At 40.4% G+C, this 17,636-nt stretch carries 16 protein-coding genes; 9 read left to right on the top strand and 7 right to left on the bottom strand.

From position 1 onward, the window contains the following. Both CV014_RS03550 and CV014_RS03545 read left to right on the top strand, forming a co-directional pair. Positions 1-573: a Uma2 family endonuclease gene (locus CV014_RS03550; RefSeq protein ID WP_236140756.1), complete on the top strand. Its 573-nt coding sequence runs from the start codon at positions 1-3 to the stop codon at positions 571-573. Positions 574-653: 80 nt separating this feature from the next. After that, positions 654-1,226 carry a Uma2 family endonuclease gene (locus CV014_RS03545; protein ID WP_236140755.1) on the top strand — a complete coding sequence of 191 codons (573 nt, stop codon included), beginning with the start codon at positions 654-656 and terminating at the stop codon, positions 1,224-1,226. A 164-nt stretch (positions 1,227-1,390) separates the two neighbouring features. On the opposite strand, the gene CV014_RS03540 is transcribed toward CV014_RS03545, so the two are convergent. Next, on the bottom strand, positions 1,391-2,023 hold the full coding sequence (locus CV014_RS03540) for an exopolysaccharide biosynthesis protein (protein WP_442946879.1): 633 nt from the start codon (positions 2,021-2,023) through the stop codon (positions 1,391-1,393). A 123-nt stretch (positions 2,024-2,146) separates the two neighbouring features. Beyond that, entirely contained in the window at positions 2,147-3,022 is an 876-nt protein-coding gene (locus CV014_RS03535; protein WP_236140754.1) for a lipid kinase, read from the bottom strand. Positions 3,023-3,608: 586 nt separating this feature from the next. Between CV014_RS03535 and CV014_RS03530 the strand changes: the two genes are divergently transcribed. From CV014_RS03530 to CV014_RS03510, 5 genes are all read left to right on the top strand, one after another. Then, positions 3,609-3,833 carry a hypothetical protein gene (locus CV014_RS03530; protein ID WP_236140753.1) on the top strand — a complete coding sequence of 75 codons (225 nt, stop codon included), beginning with the start codon at positions 3,609-3,611 and terminating at the stop codon, positions 3,831-3,833. Beyond that, positions 3,830-5,011: a tryptophanase gene (locus CV014_RS03525; RefSeq protein ID WP_236140752.1), complete on the top strand. Its 1,182-nt coding sequence runs from the start codon at positions 3,830-3,832 to the stop codon at positions 5,009-5,011. The genes CV014_RS03530 and CV014_RS03525 overlap by 4 nt, the downstream gene beginning before the upstream one ends. Before the next feature lie 758 nt (positions 5,012-5,769). After that, positions 5,770-5,949 carry a hypothetical protein gene (locus tag CV014_RS03520; RefSeq protein WP_103139305.1) on the top strand — a complete coding sequence of 60 codons (180 nt, stop codon included), beginning with the start codon at positions 5,770-5,772 and terminating at the stop codon, positions 5,947-5,949. Between the two features lie 302 nt (positions 5,950-6,251). Continuing rightward, entirely contained in the window at positions 6,252-8,873 is a 2,622-nt protein-coding gene (locus CV014_RS03515) for a DNA polymerase III subunit alpha (protein ID WP_236140751.1), read from the top strand. Positions 8,874-9,289: 416 nt separating this feature from the next. Then, positions 9,290-9,661 carry a hypothetical protein gene (locus tag CV014_RS03510; RefSeq protein ID WP_236140772.1) on the top strand — a complete coding sequence of 124 codons (372 nt, stop codon included), beginning with the start codon at positions 9,290-9,292 and terminating at the stop codon, positions 9,659-9,661. Between the two features lie 150 nt (positions 9,662-9,811). Here CV014_RS03510 and CV014_RS03505 read toward each other — a convergent pair whose 3' ends face one another. After that, the gene (locus tag CV014_RS03505) at positions 9,812-10,084 is read right to left on the bottom strand and encodes a DUF3143 domain-containing protein (protein ID WP_103139308.1); all 273 of its coding nucleotides are present in this window, start codon (positions 10,082-10,084) and stop codon (positions 9,812-9,814) included. A 126-nt stretch (positions 10,085-10,210) separates the two neighbouring features. Next, positions 10,211-10,744: a J domain-containing protein gene (locus CV014_RS03500; RefSeq protein ID WP_236140771.1), complete on the bottom strand. Its 534-nt coding sequence runs from the start codon at positions 10,742-10,744 to the stop codon at positions 10,211-10,213. A gap of 205 nt (positions 10,745-10,949) precedes the next feature. Between CV014_RS03500 and CV014_RS03495 the strand changes: the two genes are divergently transcribed. Further along, positions 10,950-11,843 (top strand): Rpn family recombination-promoting nuclease/putative transposase, encoded by an 894-nt coding sequence (locus tag CV014_RS03495; RefSeq protein ID WP_236140750.1) that lies wholly within the window; start codon positions 10,950-10,952, stop codon positions 11,841-11,843. A 35-nt stretch (positions 11,844-11,878) separates the two neighbouring features. Here CV014_RS03495 and CV014_RS03490 read toward each other — a convergent pair whose 3' ends face one another. Next, positions 11,879-12,871, bottom strand: a complete 993-nt coding sequence (locus CV014_RS03490; protein WP_236140770.1) for a DnaJ C-terminal domain-containing protein — start codon at positions 12,869-12,871, stop codon at positions 11,879-11,881. Between the two features lie 268 nt (positions 12,872-13,139). Next, a complete protein-coding gene (gene dnaK, locus CV014_RS03485) occupies positions 13,140-15,215 on the bottom strand; it encodes a molecular chaperone DnaK (protein ID WP_236140749.1) in 2,076 nt (691 codons plus the stop codon). A 292-nt stretch (positions 15,216-15,507) separates the two neighbouring features. Between dnaK and CV014_RS03480 the strand changes: the two genes are divergently transcribed. Continuing rightward, positions 15,508-16,356 carry a M28 family peptidase gene (locus CV014_RS03480; protein WP_236140748.1) on the top strand — a complete coding sequence of 283 codons (849 nt, stop codon included), beginning with the start codon at positions 15,508-15,510 and terminating at the stop codon, positions 16,354-16,356. A gap of 123 nt (positions 16,357-16,479) precedes the next feature. Here the strand turns inward: CV014_RS03480 and CV014_RS03475 are convergent, their stop codons facing one another. After that, positions 16,480-17,406 carry a bestrophin family protein gene (locus CV014_RS03475; RefSeq protein ID WP_236140747.1) on the bottom strand — a complete coding sequence of 309 codons (927 nt, stop codon included), beginning with the start codon at positions 17,404-17,406 and terminating at the stop codon, positions 16,480-16,482. Between the last annotated feature and the right edge of the window lie 230 nt (positions 17,407-17,636).

Genomic DNA, 17,636 nt, shown 5'->3' with positions numbered 1-17,636 from the left:
ATGCTCCTCCAAGCTGACAATCATCTCACCTTGCAAGAGTTCTTAAATCTGTCCCCAGGCGAGGGAGATACAACTTATGAACTCATCGATGGTCAAGCTATTCCTAAAATGTCACCAAAATTTTTTCACGCCAAGCTGACTCATGTTCTTCTCTCTTTGATAGAAGAAAGATGTGAACATAGGGGAATTGTTTGTCCAGAATGGGCTGTTCTATTAAAGAAAAAGGAAATAGATTGGATTCCAGTACCAGATATTGTCTATATTTCCTATGAACGTTTACCCACAGAATGGAATGAAGATGAAGCCTGTCCTGTACCGCCTGATTTAGTAATTGAAATTATTTCACCAGGACAAACCTTTGGGCAAATGGCAGCTAAAGCACAGGATTATTTAAATGCTCATGTGTTGCGAGTATGGATTTTAGATAGCAAAGCTAGAAGCATGACTGTGTTTTATCCCGACGCTTCACCAAAAACCTATATGGGAGATGAACTAATTACAGATTCTTTATTCCCAGGATGGGAATTTACAGCCGAACAGTTATTTCAAAAAGCGAAAATTCCATTAAATTAAGTATTTGCTGCTCATCTGGCAGTATGGGGTTTTAGATATACCCAATAAGAATTACAATTAGCCACCCTTTAGTTTCTGCTATGCTTCTCCAAGCTGATAGTCATCTCACCTTGCAAGAGTTCTTAAATCTGTCCCCAGGTGAGGGAGATACAACTTATGAACTCATCGATGGTCAAGCTATTCCTAAGATGTCACCAAAAAAGCACCACTCGAAACTCACCCGCGCCTCAATCAATTTAATCGAACAATTATGTGAGGGCAAAGGAGAGGTTTGCCCAGAGTTAGCAGTAGCATTAACCCGCAGAGGAAAAGACTGGGTGCCAGTACCAGATGTATTGTATATTTCTCATGAGCGTTTGCCATCAGATTGGGAAGAAGAGGGAGTCTGTTCTGTACCGCCTGATTTAGTAATTGAAATTATTTCACCAGGACAAACCTTTGGACAAATGGTAGCTAAGGCACAGGATTATTTAAATGCTAATGTGCTGCGAGTGTGGATTTTAGATAGGAAAGCTAGAAGCATTACTGTGTTTTATCCCGATGCTGCACCAAAAACCTATATGGGAGATGAATTAATTACAGATTCTTTATTTCCAGGATGGGAATTGACAGCCGAACAGGTCTTTCAAAAAGCGAAAATTCCATTAAAGTAAGTATTTTTTACGCATCTGGCAGTAAGACCAAAATAAAGTAAATATAAAGGATTATTAGTTTCTAACGATTCTTCCCGATGCGGCAAAATCCATAGTGGATATATCAGTAAGTAGATGCACCTTAATAAAAGCAAGCCCCTCAGTCTGTGGCTGAGGGCTTTTTATTATCGCCACAGAGATGGTAGCCAACTGGGAGCTAACCACAAGGCATAACCAATAAATCCAAATAAAATAGTAATTAAAGTCGTGATGCCGTAACTTACGCAAATCAACAAGCCATCAGATTCAATGGTGGCTACTGTCAATAGTAAAATTCCCACAGTGGGAATCGGATTAGTAAACGGTACTGGTGACATGAGTAAAATTGTCAGCCAAGAGATACATAAGCCATTAATTCGCCAAGTGAGGGGATTTTCTGCAATTTTAGCCAAGCGGGGACGGGCAATTTTTTCAAAGATTTTGGTAATACGGCGGAGATTTTGTAAGATTAACTGGGCAAAAGGGCGAGGAAATTTATAACGAGCGATTCTTTTGGGTAGCCAAGGCGATCGCCTACCAAGTATCATCTGTACAGATAATAATAGACATCCCGCACCAAAAGGCCCTGTTAAACCAGGTGGCATAGGAAACAAAAACGGTAAGACTAACAAAGCAATAACTAAGCTAAAACCCCGTTCGGAAGTTTCCGCTAAAATCTCACCGAGACTTAAATGATGTTCGGCTAACTTTTGCAGCAGTAGCTTAATCTCTTGAGAAAATCTCAAGTCCATCTGGCGTGAATTGATGTGAGTGGCCACAGTACCCGATTTCAGTTAACTACAAGAGAATTGAGTTTAAATACAAATAAATCTGTTTTGATTCCAGAGAAGATAGTCAATAGTCACTACTCATTACTCATTACTCATTACTCATTCCATTCCCTAAACCGACGGGACAAAGACAGCTACGGCTTGGGGAATAACTTGGAATTTAGCGGGGGTGTATGTGGTGATTTCGCCATCGGTGTTAATTGGCCGGGGTCTACGTGTATAAATTTCCATCTCTTGTCCATGTAAAGCACGGACATTTTGCCGATGAATATGTCTCCCGTTACGGATAGCTGGTAGTAATGGAATTATTTGCCACCAATGTTTAATTTCTAAACTGTAGAGGTCTAGTCTTTGGTCATCGATTTTGGCATCATGAACTATAGCCATACCACCACCATAGTAGCGACCATTACCAACAGCAATTTGTACTGTTTTTACCGGATATCGTTGGTTTTGGATACGAATTTCGGCACTAAAAGGTCGAGATTCCCAAATTACTTGTAGTGCTGTCGCCGCATAAGCTAGAATTCCCCAGCGTCGTTTAAATTCTTTCGTCAGTTTTTGGGTAATTTTGACACTCATCCCTAAACTAGCAACATTAAAAAAGTGTTTACCATTGACACACCCTAAATCAATACGCCGCAATTCCCCAGTAACTATTGTTTTACAAGCTTCTGGTATGGAATTAGAAATCCCTAGCGTTTTTGCTAAGTCATTGGCAGTTCCTAAAGGTAATATTCCTAAAGGTAATTGCGTCTCTACTAAAGCATCTACTACTGCATTTAGTGTCCCATCACCACCACCAACTATGACTAAATCTACATGATTTTTATATTTGTGTATAATATGAGCTAAATTTTTGGGATGTTCTGTAGATTCTTCAATTAATTCCAAGCCGGATTTTTGCAAGCAATTAATTACTTCCAAGAGACGTTTTTGTCCTTTGCGGGCATGACGATTGACTAATAGCAATGCACGGGAACTCATGAGCAAGTATGAATCCTATAGCTTAATCTAGCTTAACTCGATTATCTATCAATGAGTTCATGCTTAAGTAAGGAATCAAAAATTAAGTACGCAAAAAATCTTAGTGGATAAATCTTATTATACCTTTAAATCGGAATAATAGAGTGTATTAAGTTACTATTAATACTAGATTAAATCTAAATTTAGACTATGTAATTGGCGATAATTAGTATAGAGAAAAACTATCATTTATATAATATTCACTTGACAAGTAAATATCAGTTCAGTTGGTCATTATATAATCATAGGTAAGTTAATCCAGCTAGAAAATAACTGGAGACTAAAGAAATTTTCTAGCTGAGATTAAACAAAAGTTTACAAAAAGATATTTGTTGATGCTTATATTTATTTTCCTATATCAAAATATTCAATGTTCTCAGATGGACAATCTTGAAAGAAATCTTAACGAGAGGTTGGGTATTGGAGACGGATATTGGTTTTGGTCGCATCAGCTAAATATTTTCTAATATTTGTAACATTATTGCCACTGGAGATTCTAGCTACCAAAATAGTATGCAAAAAGGGCTAGTTGCAATCAGGGTCATCTATGAATACAGTTAAGCACAACTCTCCGCGCCGTCGCCGTTCCTGGGCAGAACCATACAAAATTAAAGTAGTTGAACCATTGAAAATGACTTCCCGTGAGGAGCGTGAGCAGGCGATCGCGGAAGCAGGTTACAATACTTTCCTATTACGTTCGGAAGACGTGTATATAGATTTACTCACTGATAGCGGTACTTCTGCTATGAGTGACTATCAGTGGCGGGGATGATGATGGGGGATGAAGCCTACGCAGGGAGTAAAAACTTCTATCATCTAGAAGCCAATATCCAAAAGTATTACGGCTATCGTTATATTGTTCCCACTCATCAAGGACGCGGTGCGGAAAATATTCTGTCTCAAATTCTCATTAGACCTGGTGACTACATACCAGGCAATATGTATTTCACCACAACTAGGCTACATCAAGAGTTAGCAGGTGGCACATTTATCGATGTGATTATTGATGAAGCCCATGATGCTAAGTCACTACACCCGTTCAAGGGTAATATTGACATTCAAAAACTCACTGATTTAATTCGCCAAGTTGGTGCGGGGCGTATTCCTTACATTAGTGTGGCGGCTACTGTGAATATGGCTGGCGGACAGCCAATTTCTATGGCTAATATGCGGGAAGTGTTCCAAGTTGCTCAAAATTACGGAATTCGGATTATTTTAGATGCTACCAGAGCGGTAGAAAATGCCTATTTTATCCAGCAGCGAGAAGAGGATTATCGTGATCAAGCGATCGCTACCATTTTAAGAGAATTCTGCTCTTATACCGATGGTTGCACAATGAGTGGTAAAAAAGATGCTCTTGTCAATATTGGCGGTTGGCTAGCACTTAATGATCCCGATACCTATGAAGAAGCCCGGAATAGAGTAGTCATCTACGAGGGGCTACATACATACGGCGGTATGGCGGGAAGAGATATGGAAGCTATGGCTAGAGGGATAGAAGAATCAGTGCAAGATGATCATATCCGCGCCCGTGTCGGACAAGTAGAATATCTCGGTCAAAAGCTCATAGATTGGAATATCCCCATTGTGATGCCAATTGGTGGTCATGCCATTTATTTAGATGCCAAACGCTTTTTACCCCATGTCCCCCAAGACCAATTTCCTGCCCAAAGATTAGCAGCAGAACTATATGTAGAAGCTGGAATTCGGGCGATGGAAAGGGGTATTGTTTCCGCCGGACGGAATAAAGATACAAGCGACCATTACTATCCCGATTTAGAACTAGTGCGCCTGACAATTCCCCGCCGTGTTTACACCCAAGCCCACATGGATTTAACAGCCGAAGCCGTGGATGAAGTATATTACAATCGCGATCGCATCGGTGGAATGCGGATGGTTTACGAACCTAAATATCTTCGCTTCTTCCAAGCCCGCTTTGAACTCTTGTAAGTATTTAACAGTTAACAGTTGACTGTTGAACTGACAAGTTTCACCGAAACACTCTCAATCATTCATGAGAAACAAGATACCCGATTTTTTCCAGAAGTCGGGTATCTTAACACCGTAAATTCTTGCAATTCAGACTCAGACTGCTATATGTCATATCACCTACCCATACTGATTAATAACTAATATCAATCAGTTAATTTTTTAACATAAATATATCAAAAAATACATTGATCAAGATTATAAAGTCCTATACAAAACCCCTTGCTTTATGACTTTCAGATTGTGATGATTAAATAAATCGTTAAATTAATTAACGTTTTTATACTTAAATTAAATATCAGTCATTAGTGGGTGATTAATTATTGATATTTATTACTTGCAACTGTCGATTAACCACTGAGAATCTCTAGATTTATGAGTTAGTTATAGACTTTATACAAACACAATCTCGGTATATTGTCTTGCAAAAATGATCCCAGCAACCGTGAATCTAAGCTCTAACTGACTATATCAAAGTCCCACTATTAACGACAATCACACCTCCGGTAGATATAAGTAGAAATACTTTATTAAGGAACTTTTCAATAAATTACTAGTCTTGCAAGTGTGGCAGAAATGTTTAAGTAAAAATCCGCAATTGCCACCAGGACATTTGAATGTATATCATGGCATCTTTAACAAGAAAATCAGTATCTAGATGGATTTTTCCTCATTGCTAACTATTGCTTAACGTCTTTTATACTATTTTGTTCCTCACTATGGATGATAAACACAACAAGATTAAATTTCCTCTATGGTCTTATCTTAACCAACCATTATTTAGCCGTGATCAAAGACTAGAACTCAATCCCCGCCGTTTTGCCCATATCTGGCGCATCGGACTTTTAGAAAGGTGCTGGCACAAAGAATGTGATGCCAAAGGCCCACAACAGCATTAACTACCAAAGATTGGCTACACTAACTACATAACCTGCAAACCAAGCCTCGTTTACCGTGGCTTTTTGCGTTTTGGGAGTGTAAGGGATAGGGGTGTAGGGGTGTAAGGGTGTAGGGGTGTAGGGATGTAAGGGTGTAAGGGTATAGGGGAAGAATCACTTCATACTTACTCACCACTTACCACTCAGCACTCAGCACCGGCTAAACGCCGCGCTACCGCTAACAGCACTCACCAATGAGTATTGACTTTTGACTAATGACTAATAACTATTGACTAATGACTATTGACTATTGACTACTAACTATGTCCTTCGTACCTTTACACATACACAGCGATTACAGTCTACTAGATGGTGCAAGTCAGTTACCGGATTTGATTGATCGGGCGATCGCATTGGGGATAAATGCGATCGCTGTCACTGATCATGGTGTCATGTATGGTGCAGTGGAATTACTGAAAATCTGCCGTAGTAAAAACGTCAAGCCAATCATCGGCAATGAAATGTATATTATTAACGGTGATATTGAAAAACAAGAACGTCGCCCGAAGTATCATCAAGTTGTTCTCGCGAAAAATACTAAAGGTTACAAACATCTAGTTAAATTAACTACAATTTCTCACCTCCAAGGTGTCCAAGGTAAAGGTATATTTTCTCGCCCTTGTATCAATAAAGAATTGTTACAAAAATATCGTGAGGGCTTGATAGTTACGAGTGCTTGTTTAGGTGGCGAAATTCCTCAAGCTATCCTTAGCGGTAGACCAGATGCAGCCCGGAAAGTCGCACAATGGTATAAAGATGTTTTTGGAGATGATTTTTATTTAGAAATTCAAGACCACGGTTCACAAGAAGACCGGATTGTCAATGTAGAAGTTATTAAGATTGCTAAAGAACTCAACATTAAATTTATTGCGACTAACGACTCACATTTCATTTCTTGTTTTGACGTAGAAGCCCACGACGCTTTGCTGTGTATTCAAACAGGTAAGCTAATTGTAGAAGAAAACCGGATGCGTTATAGCGGAACAGAATATCTCAAATCAGCCGAAGAGATGCACCTGCTATTTCGAGATCACTTGCCAGAGGATATTATTGCAGAAGCGATCGCTACAACCCTAGAGGTAGCCGATAAGGTCGAGCCTTACCAGATTATGGGTGAACCTCGGATTCCTAATTATCCCATCCCGGCTGGTCATACTGCCGACACCTACGTTGAAGAAGTCGCTTGGCAAGGATTATTAGAAAAATTAAATCGCAAATCTCGCTCTGAAGTTGATCCAGTCTATCGGGAAAGATTGGAATATGAACTCAAAATGCTGCAACAAATGGGCTTTTCCACCTACTTTTTAGTAGTTTGGGACTACATCAAATTTGCTAGAGATAATAACATTCCTGTGGGGCCAGGTAGAGGTTCGGCGGCTGGTTCATTAGTCGCCTATACAATGGGAATTACTAATATTGACCCCGTACATCACGGCTTATTATTTGAACGATTCTTAAACCCAGAACGTAAATCAATGCCTGATATTGATACAGATTTCTGTATTGAACAACGAGATAAAGTCATTGATTATGTTACAGAAAAATACGGTAAAGAAAGAGTCGCCCAAATTATCACCTTTAACCGTCTGACTTCCAAAGCAGTATTAAAAGATGTCGCCAGAGTGTTAAATATTCCCTATGGCGAAGCCGACAAAATGGCGAAATTAATTCCTGTCGTGCGGGGGAAACCTACTAAACTCAAGGTGATGATTTCTGATGATACTCCCGAACCAGAGTTTAAAGCCAAATATGATAATGACCCTAATGTACGCCGTTGGCTGGATATGGCTATGCGAATTGAAGGTACTAACAAAACCTTCGGAGTTCACGCCGCCGGTGTCGTCATTTCTGCCGAACCATTAGATGAAATTGTGCCTCTACAACGCAATAATGACGGCTCAGTAATTACTCAATATTTCATGGAAGACTTGGAATCAATGGGTCTATTGAAAATGGACTTTTTGGGTCTGAAGAATTTAACCATGATTCAAAAAACCATTGATTTAATTGCGGAAAATCATGGGTTTAAAATTGACCCCTATGAAATTACTAACCAAGAACGTAAAGCACAAAAAATCTTAGCTAAAGGTGAGCATACAACCTTACCTAAAGATGTGCAGAAAACCTATGAACTTTTAGAATCAGGAGAATTAGAAGGGATATTTCAATTAGAATCTTCTGGCATGAAGCAGATAGTCAGAGATTTGAAACCCTCGAATATTGAAGATATATCTTCTATTTTGGCATTATATCGACCAGGCCCTTTAGATGCGGGATTGATTCCCAAATTTATTAACCGGAAACATGGTAGAGAAAGCATTCAATATGATAGCCAAATTTTAGAACCGATTTTAAATGAAACCTATGGCATCATGGTTTATCAAGAGCAAATCATGAAAATTGCTCAAGATATGGCTGGCTATTCCCTGGGACAAGCCGACTTGCTGCGTCGCGCTATGGGTAAAAAGAAAGTTTCCGAGATGCAAAAGCAGCAAGAAAAGTTTATCGACGGTTCAACGAAAAATGGAGTGAAAAAGCAAGTAGCGGAACAACTATTTGATGATATGTTGAAATTCGCTGAGTATTGTTTAAGTTACGACACAGAAATTTTGACAATTGAATATGGTTTTTTACCCATTGGTAAGATTGTAGAACAACAAATTGAATGTACTGTGTACACAATTGATCATAATGGTCTTGTCTACACTCAACTCATTGCACAATGGCATAATCGTGGACAACAAGAAATTTTTGAATATGGCTTAGAAGATGGTTCAACTATTCGAGCGACAAAAGACCATAAATTTATGACAACCGACGGTCAAATGTTACCAATAGATGAAATCTTTACAAGAGAACTAGATTTATTACAAATCAACATTTAGAGGTTGCCAATTCACAAAATATCTACCTCTGTAATTAGATATTAGTAAAATAAAAAGTCTTTAGTGTACCTCTACGGGGAAGCAAGCTACGCGCAGCGTCTCTTAGAGATGATTTCAGTTCTTAGATAATACCAATTACGGTACTACAAACAATAAACAATTTATAACTTTTGCTAGAGGAATAACTAGCTTTTTATAGCTAGTTTTAAATTGTGCCAACAATGACTAAAGCGATGAGATAAGCAATATCGCGTCGCTGAACTCAGTTGCTTGCAGAGGTTTAGATATATCCGCAAATGAGGCTACAACCTGATTTTATAAATCTTTGTGGTGTACTCGCGGATATGTTTACTGAAGTAATCAATAAATCTCTGCCAACTTGAAGATTATCCACATTTAATCAATGGAGTGTAATGATGGTTAGTTTATTTACTAAAGCAATCAATTCCATCAAATCTATATTTCGGGACTTGGAAATTAAGCGTCTTTTTGCTGTTGTCTTAGTTGGTTTTTTAGTGTTAACAACCGGCTTAAATTCCAATATAGAATCTGGACGTAACGCTGATGCTGTTACCAGAAGAGTCGATAAAGTTGTGCATCAAGACGATGCTGATAGACCCAAAACTACAGGAGAATGGAATAGAGAAGCTCGTCAAACAGAAGATGCTCCCGTTGAAAGAGCCAAAAGAATTGCTAAAGAATCTGGCGAAGCTATAAAGCAATGGGGTTCTGTGTATCCAGATACAGCTAAAAGAAGTGCTGACGAACTCCAAGACAATAATAGATAAACCGTTCTACCTTTAACCTGCATATTAATATTGCAGGGGAGAAGGGAGTAAGGGAGAGGGTTTACAGTTTTGATCAACAGCTGAAATAATGCAACTTACTAGGTATCTCTGTGGACTGAATTTTCATTGAATACTGAGCATTCGGCTCTACTAGGGGCCAGAAAACACAGCTTGTTCAATATCTTCCCGACTTAAGGAATACTTAAAAGCACGTTGGATATCTTGACCATTTTCCCCGGCTTGGATGTATCGCACCACTATTTGCTCAATATCCAGCCACAATTCGGCCTGCCAACTTGCTTTTTGTATACGCCAGCAATGTAGTTGTGTTTCATCTTGTTGACAACCTTGTTCTTTTAACCACTGCTCAATTTGTGGCAGTGGATGACTGTATAAAGGTGTATCAGGAGGCAGTGTAGACATAAGAGTTCAAAATGTTTATTAGTGGTCAATAGTCAATAGTCAATGGTCAATAGTCAATAGTCAATAGTCAATAGTCAATAGTCAATAGTCAATAGTCAATAGTCATTACTCATTACTCATTACTCATTACTCAAACAATTTTTCCTTCTCCCCAGTCCCCAGTCCCCAATCCCCAGTCCCCACATAAGAAATTGGTGTAACAACTGGTGTGGGTGTCTGGGTTTGTAAAGCTTGATCACCACGAATTACGCCAATAGTTACTGCTAGTAGTAAACAGCCTACAAAAGTCACTGCCAAAATGAATAAGGCAAAAATTTCACCAGAGGAGAGTGGGCGATCGCTCGCATCCAAGTAAGCTGATTTTGAGTAATCGTAGCTATAAGCAGCAGGATGACGCAAATCAGGGGGTGCTTGAATCACTCCAAACCGAGAATAACCTATCTTGATGTCATAATTTAAACGCCTTTCAGGATTACTTAACGTGGCGTAGGCTTCGTTAATTTGCTGAAATTTTTGCGTAGCAACAGCAGCAGCTAGTTCTGTGGTATCGGGATGATAGCGTTTACTCAACTCCCGATAGGCACGACGAATATCAATTACCGATGCTGAAGGATGTAGTCCTAGCAATGAGTAATAATTGGGTTCACTGCTTTGCGGCATTGTCCCGTGTTGATTCACAGACGTTTGATTCACCTTGCTATCAAGTTTTTTTTAATATTGTAAACCTCTTAACCCTACTAGGTTACGATTAGTTTCATAGAATTTAGGCATCGGAAAGTATAGGGATTTAGGGGAGAGATCAAGTCAAACGCTAAGGTCAACATCCTATTACTTTTAGGGTATTTTGAATTCGGAGTGCAGCAAGGTGACTAAAGCCGCAGATGTCAGTACGAAAAAATTAATCAGCCTAGCACCGGACAACTGGGTAAGATGGGTCACTCAGATGCCTGATATTCTCGCTGGGGAAATCCTCAATTCAGAATTTCAATGGATTAGCCGAGAAAGCGATGTTTTAATCCGTGCTAATAGTCCTCAATACGGTGAATTTCTGGTTCTCAACGAACTGCAATTACGCTACAAGCAACAAATGCCACGTCGAATGCGTGCCTATGCAGGACTAGCAGAAGAAAAATATAATTTACCTATCTATCCTGTCTTAATCAATATTCTCAAAACGACTAACGAAGAAATCCCTACCAGTTTTACTTCCAATTTCGCCGGACTCAGAGTTATCCAAGATTATCGAGTGATTAACCTTTGGGAAGTGGATGTCAACATTGCTTTGCAAGAACCTCTACCCTCATTACTGCCATTTGTGCCGATTCTCAAAGGCGGCGAAGATGAATTAGTCATTCGAGAAGCATTGCAAATTCTGCGTGCAGATGAACAGTTAAACCAGTTAGAAACTGTCTTAGCTTTTTTTGCTACGTTTGTGTTAGAGAGTTCTTTAGTTCAAGAAATTATGAGGTGGGATATGACTGTGCTACGTGAATCACCTTGGTATCAAGAGATTTTGCGTGAGGGTGAAGCACGCGGTGAAGCACGCGGCGAAGCACGCGGTGAAGCACGCGGACAGGCGCGCGGTGAAAGACAAGGACTAATTTCGAGTATCGAAATTAATCTAGAGATGAAATTTGGTAATGATGGTTTGCAGTTACTGTCACAAATTAATCAAATTAGTGACACAGCACAATTGAAGGAGATTTTACGCCAGATTATTACAGCTAACTCAGTTGCAGAATTGCGTCAACTGCTTTAGTTTAATTCTATGGGTGAGAATTTATCGACAAAATTTTAACCCAATAAATCAGCGCGGGGTTTAAAGGTTTCAATTTGCCGCAATTTTTCGTAGAGTTCTCTTTCTTCCTGGCTAATGTTTTTCGGGGCAATTATTTGGATTTCCACTAATTGATCTCCTCGTTTCCCACCTTCGGTGGGATAACCTTTATTTGCCAAGCGAAATCTTTGACCAGACCTGACTCCAGGGGGAATGGTCATTTTCACAGGGCCATCTAGGGTGGGTGCTTCTACTTGTCCGCCTAAAACGGCTTCTGTGGGTGTGACTGGTACTTGGCAAGAGATATTAGCACCTTCGAGTTTAAATAATGGATGTGGTTCGACAGTTATTTTTAAATAAAGGTCGCCGCCACCAATACCTTGATCTCGCAGTCGGACACTTTGCCCTGTAACCATCCCAGGGGGCATATCGACTTCTAGCGATCGCCCATCTTCTAATCTAATCCGTTCTTTCCCACCTTGATAAGCTTTCTCTAGTGGTAGGGTTAATCTCGCTTCAATATCCCGCCGTGTGGGACGTGGTGGATTTTTGGGAACTGTATATTGAACTTTACTTTTAGGAGTGCGAAATGGATCAGTTGTAGTGCTGCTACTTGCCCCATTTCTGGTGTCTTTGCGACCACCTACACCCACAACTTGATTAATAAAATCTTCAAAATTGGCAAACTGACTCGGATCTACATTTTGATTGCCATTCCGTTCTCCTTTCTGTTCCCAAGTTTTAGGTTTTGGTGTTTGCTTACTAAAGCCCTTTTGTTTCCAGTAGCGGCTAAATTGGTCATATTGGGCGCGTTTGGCTGTATCCGAAAGGACTTCGTAAGCTTCGCCAATATCTTTAAACTTTTCTTCTGCTGCTTTATTGCCTGGATTGAGGTCTGGGTGATATTGTCTAGCTAACCGCCGATAATTCTTTTTAATTTCCTCGTTTGTAGCGTCTTTAGCTACTCCTAAAATTTCGTAATAATCTCGAAAATTCTGCAAATTTTGCATATTCATTTATTTAACTTTTAAAGTTGAGATTTTAGTAATCTTTAATTTAGTAATGGATTAATATTCATACTCAATTACTAAATACTAATTACCAATTACTAAATCCAAATTCAGGAAACAGAAGTGTAGGGGTGTAGGGGTATAGGGGTGTAAGGGTGTAAGGGTTTAGAGAGGTAGATTATATTCCCAATGACGGCAGCCCGCTCAAGTCGGGAAACCCGCCCACGCAGCTGCCTCCCCCATGCCCCATGCCCTATGCCCTATGCCGTTACACCCAATCATCGTCATCATCCCAATTATCTTGATAGCTGGGACGGGGTTGGCGGCGGGGGGGAGGATTATCGTAGGAGGAACGACGATCGCGATCGCGTCCATTATCTCTGTTGTTGTAGTCTCGATTATAAGAGTCCCGTTCTCGATAGTTGTCGCGGTAATTATCTCGGTAAAAGTCGCGATCGCGGTCTTTATCTTTATCGCCTACAAAGATATCGCGGATGGTACCAAATAAATCGTCGTCTTCGTCTTCCGCATAATATTCCCGGACTTCGCGATTTAATTCATACAAAGCATCCTGTAAATCTACGTAGGCTTGATCAATACCGCGATCGTCGTCTTCTTTGAGACTTTCTTTGAGTTCTCGGCAAATGTTATCGATGCGTTGGCGGCGATTGCGGGCAAACTGCATTCCAAATTCTAAGGCGACTTCTCTAAGTTGTCTTTCGGCTTGCAGAATTAAAGCCTCAGAACGGGTGCGTTTTTCTACTCTTTCTTTGCGTTCCCTGTCAATATCGGCGTATTTTTTCGCATCCTGAATCATGCGGTTGACTTCTGACTCACTCAAGGTAGAAGCCCCTTGAATGGTGATGCTTTGTTCTCTGCCGGTGGTTCTATCTAAGGCTGTCACCTGCAAAATTCCGTTAGCATCTATATCTAATGATACCTGAATTTGCGGTATACCCCTGGGTGCGGGTGGGATGCCATAGAGTTTGAACCTACCCAAAGATTTATTATCCGATGCCATTTCCCTCTCACCTTGGACAACGTGAATTTCCACGCTGTTTTGGTTATTTTCAGAGGTGGAGAAAATATCCGAACGGCGAACGGGGATTGTAGTATTGCGGGGGATTAATTTTTTCATCACACCGCCAATGGTTTCCAAGCCTAAAGATAAAGGCGTAACATCCAATAGCAGCACATCTTTAAATTCCCCAGCCAGGATACCTGCTTGAATGGCTGCACCCATCGCCACCACTTCATCTGGGTTGACATTTTCGCTGGGTTCAATGCCAATCATATTCCGCACCAGTTGTTTTACCATTGGCATTCGTGTAGAACCGCCGACTAGTACGACTTCTTCAATGTCATCTGGGCGCAAACCTGCATCTTTTAAAGCCCGTTTCACTGGGTTGCGGATACGTCCGAGTAAGTCATCACATAAACCTTCAAACTGGGCGCGTGTCATGCGAGTTTCTAGATGTTTCGGCCCATCTTCCGTAGCTGTGATGAAAGGTAAGTTAATTTCGGTGATACTGACAGCAGAAAGTTCGATTTTGGCCTTTTCTGCGGCTTCCATTAAACGTTGCAAAGCTTGGCGATCGCGTCTTAAGTCTACGCCTTCTGCTTCTAAAAATTGCTCTGCTAACCAATCAACTATTTTTCGATCAAAATCATTCCCACCCAGTTGGGTATCACCGCTAGTAGATTTAACCTCAAATACCCCGTCGCCTACTTCCAGAATTGATACGTCAAAAGTTCCCCCACCCAAGTCAAATACTAAGATGGTTTCCGTATCACCTCTATCTAACCCATAAGCCAAAGATGCAGCTGTCGGTTCATTGAGAATCCGCAGCACCTCCAACCCGGCAATTCTGCCTGCATCACGGGTTGCTTGGCGTTGCGAATCATTAAAATAAGCGGGAACTGTAATTACTGCCCCTGTTACTGGTGCGCCTAAATATGCACTAGCATCATCTGCCAATTTTTTCAGCACCATTGCTGAAACTTCTTCTGGGGCAAAGTCTTTACTTAAGCGGGGACAGGCAATTTTGATATTACCTACATCGTCTTTACGGATAGTGTAAGGAACACGCTTTGATTCTGGGTTCAGTTCGCCGTACTTGCGCCCAATAAAGCGTTTCACCGCAAAATAAGTGTTTTGTGGGTTGAGGACTGTTTGCCGTCTTGCCATTTGCCCAACCACCCGTTCGCCTTCTTTGCTGAAGCCTACCACGGAGGGGGTTGTTCGCATTCCTTCTGCATTGGCAATCACCACCGGCTTGCCACCCTCCATTACGGCGACTACTGAGTTGGTTGTACCCAAGTCGATGCCGACTACCTTGCCCATGCGTTACTCTTCTCCTAGTGCGTCTTATACATATATTATGATTGGGCGGGATGACCTCTTGCTTAATGCTACAAGGTAAGATTACCCCAATAGTATAATAGGGGTGATTGCAGCCAAAGTTGGAGGCGTAAAAGCTTGAGGAGTTAGTTGCAACACTAGAATAACATTCACATGATAGTCACTAGTCAACAGTCAACAGTCCAAGATATATAAACTTTATACGTGCAACTACTGCGTTGGGTTTTGCTTGATCCCTGCATCATAAATTTGAGATTAAAACTGTGAAAAACACTTGAATTTACAAGCAAGATTACATAATTACCTCCAACAGATAGCGCGAGAACGCGATCCTTATCTAGCAACTGCGGGACATTTCTTTGTTCAAGAATACATCCGCCAAGAATTTTCTTGTTGGGGAAGTGTGGAAATCCACACCTTTACTGTGAACAAGAGAGATTTTCACAATCTCATCCTCAATTTACCTGCCCAATCCACACCTAAACGTCAGGATTTACCTCCTATTTTAATTGGGGCGCACTATGATGCTGTACCAGGAACGTCAGGGGCTGATGATAATGCAACGGGTGTGGCTGTATTACTAGAATTAGCCAGAAAGTTTGCTGCCCAACCAGCTAAATATCCTTTGCGGCTGGTGGCTTTTGATATGGAAGAATATGGCTTGTTGGGTAGTGCTGACTATGCCAATCTCCTGCGACAACAACAGCAACCGCTACGTTTGATGATGTCTCTAGAAATGTTAGGGTATCGTGATTCTACCCCTGGGGGCCAAAATTATCCGCCGCCTTTAGAGAAGTTTTACCCCAATACTGGCGATTTTATTGCCCTAATCGGCAATTTGCGGACAATTCCTGATTTAATCGCTATGAGTCGCAGTATCCGCAAAGTAGGAATTTCCAGTCAGTGGCTACCAGTTCCCAAGAGAGGCTTGATAGTACCTCAAACCAGACTAAGTGATCATGCACCATTTTGGGATGCAGGTTATCCAGCAATAATGGTGACAGATACAGCCTTTTTGCGAAACCCTCATTATCATCAACCCAGCGATACAATTGCCACTTTAGATTTAGACTTTCTCGCTGGTGTGTGCGAAGGCTTGGAACTGGCTATTAGGAGGTTGTAGGGTGTGGGGGGTGTAGGGGTGTAGGGGTGTGGGGGTGTAGGGGAGACAAGAGAGACAAGGGAAAAATATTTACCCCAATGCCCAATGCCCAATGCCCCATGCCCCATGCCCCATCATGCCCATTTACAATTCAGGAGGCAAAAGGGATAGTTCGTTATTTTGGAGCGATCGCGTTAAGTATAGACTGATTAAATCATCAATATTACGTCGCATAGTCTGACAAATTGTATCAAGAGGTAAGTCATTGGCATCGTAACCAAAAGGATTTTCTATCTCTAATCCGATGGCTTCAATGCCAAATAAGGTGAAACTTACTAATGCTGTAACTGCACCTGTCCACCATCCTAAACTTTGCACCATTTGAAATGGTAGTAACAAACAATATAGTAATAATAATTGCTTTAAGTGAATGGAATACGCTAGGGGCATGGGGGTTTTTAAAATGCGTTCACAAGCACCTAAATTATCTACCAAATTATTTAATAATTGTTGAATAGCTGTTAATTGATAAGAATTGAGAGAATTATTTCTATATTGCTTTTGTAAATAATCTTCTACCCAAAAAGCTATTTCTAGAGGAGGATTATTCATGCTTTTTAGTTTGAAGTATTTAGCAGAGGACATTAATTCTTCTAACTCATTATTGACTGATTCTCCTCTAAGATGTATTTTAGTTGCCACTGCAAAAGCTACTAATAAATATAAGGCTCCAATTTTTTCTTTCTTATCTTCTGGTGCAGTCTCGCCAACGGATGCTAAAATTTGTCTTGCTATGTTACGGACATTATTAACTATAGAACCCCAACATTTTCGCCCTTCCCAAAATCTTTCATAGGCTGTATTAGTGCGAAAAACTAATAACAAACCCAAAACAATGCTAGGAATAACAGTCCCTAAAATTGGTTGTGATACAGGTAATTTTAAGTAATAAAGTAGAGAAACGAAAACTCCAAATAATCCACAGCCAATTACCCGTCTATATATTGATGCCAGGACTGAACCTTTAACTTGAACAGCCATTTGTAACCAATGTTTTTTTTCAACACTCATAGGTTATGCCTAAAAAAATATTGCAGGTAACTATAGTAATCCTATGTAATTTATCAAAAATTCGAGACTGCAAAATCTAGTTTTCTTGAGAAAATGGATTTTTCGACTCTCACAAGTGATCAAATAATTTCAGGACAATTATAGAAAAGTCAGATTTAATGACTGAGAAAATCATAACTCTTGATATAGTACAACTGGCATTGAGGAATTTACGAGTCATGATGCGTAAA

Origin of the sequence: Nostoc sp. CMAA1605 (assembly GCF_021596505.1) — a bacterium.
Taxonomy (GTDB): Bacteria; Cyanobacteriota; Cyanobacteriia; order Cyanobacteriales; family Nostocaceae; genus Trichormus.
The sequence above is the reverse complement of the archived record's forward strand: the minus strand, read 5'-3'. Positions and strand labels throughout refer to the sequence as shown.